The organism is Pseudomonas sp., from assembly GCF_049590575.1.
In the GTDB taxonomy this organism is placed as follows: Bacteria; Pseudomonadota; Gammaproteobacteria; order Pseudomonadales; family Pseudomonadaceae; genus Aquipseudomonas.
The window spans coordinates 1-5086 of sequence record NZ_JBAWDE010000060.1 but is presented as its reverse complement, the minus strand read 5'-3'; the positions used below and the strand labels follow the sequence as shown (position 1 = coordinate 5086).

Annotated in this window: 4 protein-coding genes and 1 pseudogene; all 5 read right to left on the bottom strand. The window is 65.6% G+C overall.

The genetic code is table 11. The annotated features are described in order from the left end of the window. Nucleotides 1-573 (bottom strand): lipid II flippase MurJ (locus WBR57_RS04480; RefSeq protein ID WP_424082503.1); only part of this gene is annotated, 573 nt, incomplete at its 3' end. Further along, a complete protein-coding gene (locus WBR57_RS04475; RefSeq protein WP_424082501.1) occupies nucleotides 573-2000 on the bottom strand; it encodes an O-antigen ligase family protein in 1428 nt (475 codons plus the stop codon). The genes WBR57_RS04475 and WBR57_RS04480, both read right to left, overlap by 1 nt. Before the next feature lie 2 nt (nucleotides 2001-2002). Next, the gene (locus WBR57_RS04470) at nucleotides 2003-3106 is read right to left on the bottom strand and encodes a glycosyltransferase family 4 protein (protein ID WP_424082499.1); all 1104 of its coding nucleotides are present in this window, start codon (nucleotides 3104-3106) and stop codon (nucleotides 2003-2005) included. Continuing rightward, complete coding sequence (locus tag WBR57_RS04465; protein WP_424082497.1) at nucleotides 3097-4314, bottom strand: glycosyltransferase family 4 protein; 1218 nt, start codon at nucleotides 4312-4314, stop codon at nucleotides 3097-3099. Before WBR57_RS04465 ends, WBR57_RS04470 begins: the two co-directional genes overlap by 10 nt. A gap of 8 nt (nucleotides 4315-4322) precedes the next feature. Beyond that, nucleotides 4323-5086: pseudogene (locus WBR57_RS04460) on the bottom strand (beta-xylosidase); the annotation flags it as partial.

Genomic DNA, 5086 nt, shown 5'->3' with positions numbered 1-5086 from the left:
CGGCATCAGCAGGCTGCCGGCCAGGCACGCCAGGGCCAGCGAATGCGGCTGCGTCGCGGTGCCCGCGATGGCGAGGTACGTCACCGGCGGCAGGTTGAACAGCAACGAGCCCAACCCCGCCAGCACAAAACGTTCGCTGGCTTGTAACGGAATGCTGAACAGCGCATGCAGCATCAAACCCGGCACACACCACGCGACAATCTGCAGGTTGCTGGCCGCCAGTGCCGTGGCGCTTGCCGCCAAGCCCGGGCCGAGCACGTGCACCAGCCAGGGCGCCAGCAAGGTCAGCAGCGCACTGGTGACCAGTGCGATCAGCAGCAGCGCCGGAAACAACACCGCCAGCCAGTCCAGGCGCTCGCCCTCCTTGCGCCCCAGGTACAGCGGCAGCGCGGCAGCACTCAGCACCCCGCCGGCCAGGGACATGCGCAACGCTTCGGGCAAAAACAGCGCGATCAGGAACGCATCGCTGCGCTCACCCGCACCCCAGGCCGCCACCAGCAACCATTCGCGGGCGAACCCCAGGCACAGGCCCAGCAGAGTCGCCAGGGTCAGCCAGGCGGCCGAGCCGAGCATCAGGAACGCGCGCCTTCAAGCCGCGGTTTGCGATAGGCGACGGTTTTGACCTGTGGCAGGCGCGCCGGAAACAGCCGGCGCGCCTCCAGCACATTGATGCCGACCATCAGCCAGAACAACGCGACCATCACCACCGCAAAGCTGAAGTAGTGGTCAAACAGGCCGCTGACCAGCGCCGACAGAATCCCGCCGGTGGTACCCAGCCACAGGGCATTGTCCTTGGTCAGGCGGATCGGGCCTTTTTCCGGGCGCGCCTCACGCCACCAGCGCACGGTCACCGCCACAAAAAACAGCATGCCGACGATGCCGATCTTGTAGATGTAGTTCAGCCACAGGTTGGAAATCCCCAGGAAATGCGTGCCCGGCACGGGCGGGTCGACCTTGAAGCCGATGCCCAACGGGTAGGCCGCCACGGCTTGCGGGAACATGCGGTATTCGTCGAAACGCACCTCGGTACTCGCATTGCTTGACGAGAAAATCGTCGCCAGGCGCTCCTGCAATGGCGGGTAGGCGATCACCAGTGCCACCGTCAGCGCCGCGCCGATCATCAGCAAACGCCCGGTGTACGGCACGCGGCGCGTGGCCATCCATATCAGCACCAACGCCAGGCTGACCATCGCCCCACGGCTACTGGCCAACAGCAACGCGGCCGCCCCCAGGCACGCCACGCCGAGGCCCAAGGCGCGCTTCCAGCCCTGCTCGGTCATGCCAAAACAGAAGGCCAGGGGCAGCAGCAAGGCCATGATCCCGCCGATGGCATTCGGGTGCGTCCACGGCGAGCCCATGCGCGAGGACATGGCCTCCAGGCCGAACTTCAGCGTGTCGAAGTTGGCGTAGTTGAACAGCGCCAGGATCGGGGCAATCCCGGCCCCCGAGCGTGTGCGCACAAACACCGCGATCGACAGCACCAGCATCGCCAGGGTGCCCAGCAGCAGAGCGATCACCAAGGCTTCGCGGTGCTTGTGGTCCACCAGTAACCGCGCGGCAATAAACACCCCCGACAGGTTGAGCAACCAGCGCAGCCAGTTGGCCACGCCGCTGGTATCAGCGCTGATCGTGACCTGGCCGACAATGAACGGGAACACGCTGAACAGCATCAGCCACAGCAGCATCTGGTCGGTGGGGCGCCGCGCAAGGCTCGGCACATCGTGCTGGCGCGCCAAAAAGCTATGCCACAGGATCGCGCCCCAGGTCAGGGCCAGGATCGCTTCGCTGACGGTACTGCGGATGCCCAGGTTGATCGTGGAAAACGGCATGAACGTGGCGATCAGGGCAAACAGCAACAGGCCCCAGAACGGAAAGCGCAAGATGGTCACCGCCCCCGCCAGGCCGACCACCGCAAGGAACGCCTTGGCCGGTGACAGCAGCAGCGCCAGCGCGCCGAACAGCAGGCCAAACAGGATCGCGACAAGGCTAGCCAGGTTCACTCTCACTTGAGTTCCTCGATCAGTTCAGCCAGGCGCTGGCGATACGCGTGATGGTTGTAGCGTTGTGCCCATTGGCGCCGTTGCTCGGTTGAGTCTTCGGCAGGTTGCTGCGCCAGGTCGACCATCAAGTGCACCAGCGCCGGGCCATCGGTGGGTGAAAAACGCGGCGCCGACGGCGGGGTGATTTCATCCAGCGAGGTGCCGCTGGCCACCGCCACCGGCGTGCCGACGCTCAGCGCCTCGATCACCGGCAGGCCAAAGCCTTCGGCATACGAAGGCTGCCAAAGGCGCGAGGCCTGGCGGTACAGCGCGTGCAGCTCGGCATCCGACACGCCGCTCAGCGCGCGAATTCCCGGCAGGCTGCGCTGCGCGTCGGGCAAGTGCTCCAGGCTGCCCACCAGCACCAATTCCGGTACGGCCGGCGATTGGCGTCGCGCCTGCTGCCAAGCCTCTACCAGAAACGGCACGTTCTTGCGCAACTCGCGGGTGCCCACCAGCAGCCAGTAACGGTCGGGCAGTTGGCGCGCGGACAGGTCCGCCGCCAGTTCGGAAAAACCGTCGACCTGGTTGGGCAGCACGCGAACCTTGCCCGCTGCCTTGGGAAACAACCGCGCGGTTTCATCGGCGCTGTACTGTGATGGCGTCCACACGCGGTCGGCGCTGTGCACCGCGTAGGCAATCGACAGGCGATCGCTGGTCTTGTAGATCAGCGCCTTCAGGCGGTTGGCGTGGTAGTTGTTCAAGGTGATCTGAAACAGGTCATGCAGCAGCACCACGGTGCGCAACCCTTTTGGTTGGGGAGGCAGCGGCAGGCCCATATTGAAGGTGCTGATGTACAGGTCGATATGCTGTTCACGCAAAGCGCGCGGCAGAAAACCGGCCTCGAAGCGCAGGCGATTGTGCGGCTGGTGCATGGCGGTCTTGGCGCAGCCCCAGTCCGGGCAGTGGGCCTGCAGGCGGGTTTCATCGCCCAGCGGCGCCACGGTAAAGCGCTCGAGTTCGATGCCCGGCAAGGTGTGCAGGGCGCTTTCCAGTGCATACACCTGGCGGCTGATGCCCGATTGCGGCGAGGTGCCGACGGTGCGGTAATCCAGGCCTATACGCATGCCGGCTCCTTTTGATTCAACGGCGCCAGGCTGGCGTAGACCTGCTCCAGCTGGCTGGCGGCGACGCTCCAGTCATGGGCGCGGCGGACATAGGCGCGGCCCGCTTCGCCCATCGGGGCGGCGGCGTCGGGAAACTGCAGCAGGCGCACCACTGAGTCCGCCAGGCTCGCAGCGGTTTGCCCGCCAAGGTAGTCCAGGCCTTCCACCAGGTCCAGCCCCGACACGCCTTGCTCGGTACTCGCCAATGGCAGGCCGGCGGCCAGCGCCTCCAGCACCTTGAGCTTGGAACCGCCGCCATGGCGCAACGGCGCAAGAAACACCGAGCAGCTCGATTGCAGGTTCAACAGGTGCGGCACAAAACCCTGCCATTCGATCCGCGGGTCCGGCCAGCGTTCGCGCCAGCTGGCCGGCATGCCGAAACCGCAGACACTCATGCGAGCATCCGGGCAGCGCTCCCAGACCTTGGGCAGAATTTCATCCAGGGCCCATTCGATGGCGTCCACGTTCGGCGCGTATTCATAGTTGCCGAGGAACAGCACGCGGCGTGCCGACGGGTCGGGGCGGGCGGCGGCGAAGTGGTCGCAGTCCACGCCATTGACCACCACGTGCACCGGCTTGCCGGCGATTTTTTGCAGCACCTGGGCATCGCTGTCGGTCACTGCCACCACCTGCGTGGCCTGGCGCATCACCCGGCGTTCCCAGCGCGCGTAGCGCCATTGATCGTAGCGAATAAACGGCAGCGCCCAACCCGGCAAGCGGTCGTACGTTGCGGCGCCGAGGGCCGATTCGACGTTGTGCTCGGTCAGCACAAAAGGCTGGGATTTACGTGCCAGCGCATCCTCGTAAGGCTGAAAGCTGTAGCTGTGCTCGATCTGCACCACGTCCCACTGTTCACCCAGCAACCAGTTGAACGTGTCCTGCAGTTCGCCCGCCAGGCCATTCACGCTGGCCAGCAGCGGGTAGGGCGCAAACAGCCCGGCCAGCAGGGTGGTGGCGCTGCGCAACGGGCGGCGCGGCAGGATGATCAGCTGCTCGAGAAAGCCCTCCAGCACCTGGCGGTCGGACAGCGACACCGGGTGCTTGTCATGCAGCAGCAAGGTGATCCGGTGCCCGCGCGCGGCCAGGCTGCGCAGCAGGTGGAACTGGCGAGTCTTGCCGCCGCTGGTGGCGGGCCAGGGCGAGTAGGGCAGGATCCATAAAATGCGCATGGCAGGCCTCAGTCCCATAACAGAATTTGCAGGTTCGGCTTGACCGGTACGGTCAGGCCGTTGGTGCCACTTACCGGGGCTTGCGTGCCGCGCAGCGGGTCATACAGGGTCGCGCTGGCCAGGCCCGGCAAGTGTGCGTTGCCACCCTCGGCCGACCAGAAGAACCACAGTTTGCGGCCGTCGGCGCGGGTCCAGCCGATGCTGAACAGGCCGTCGGGCAATTGGTCGGCCACGGGTGGGTCGCCGGGCGTGAGTTGCGGGCCGCTGGTGTCGAGGAAGTTTTTCAGCGCGGTGTAGGCGGGCTTAGGGTTGGCGTCGATATCGAGCAAGCCATAAAACTGGTCACGCACGCTGGCACGCTGGTCGAGGTCGCTGAGGGTGAACAGGAAGATCTTGTCGTAATCCATCGCGCTCATCAGCGCCACCCGGCGCAGGATGTAATCGGCCTGGCCTTGCTGGGTGATGATGTCCTGGGCGTCTTTGGGGCCGGGGTAGGTCGACCAGCCCCACTCGGTGCTCCACAGGGTTTGCACGCCGGCGTTGCGCAGCGCCTGGTTAAGCTGGGTGGTCTTGTCGATGAAGTCCAGGTTGGCCGGGTCGTTGCCTTCAGGCAACTGGGTGTAGGGGTGGTAGGCAATCACCGTATTCAGGCTGGCCACGCCGAGTGCGCCGAGGGCGTCGAACATGGTCTGGCCGTTGGGCATTTCACTGAAAAACGCCATGCCGGGCGCCACCACCGGTTTGCTCGGGTTGACCGCGCGCAGGGCCGCAG

Coding starts and splice junctions, on each gene's coding strand:
- WBR57_RS04470 (WP_424082499.1), bottom strand. CDS start 3,106: ATGCGTATAGGCCTGGATTACCGCACCGTCGGCACCTCGCCGCAATCG.
- WBR57_RS04465 (WP_424082497.1), bottom strand. CDS start 4,314: ATGCGCATTTTATGGATCCTGCCCTACTCGCCCTGGCCCGCCACCAGC.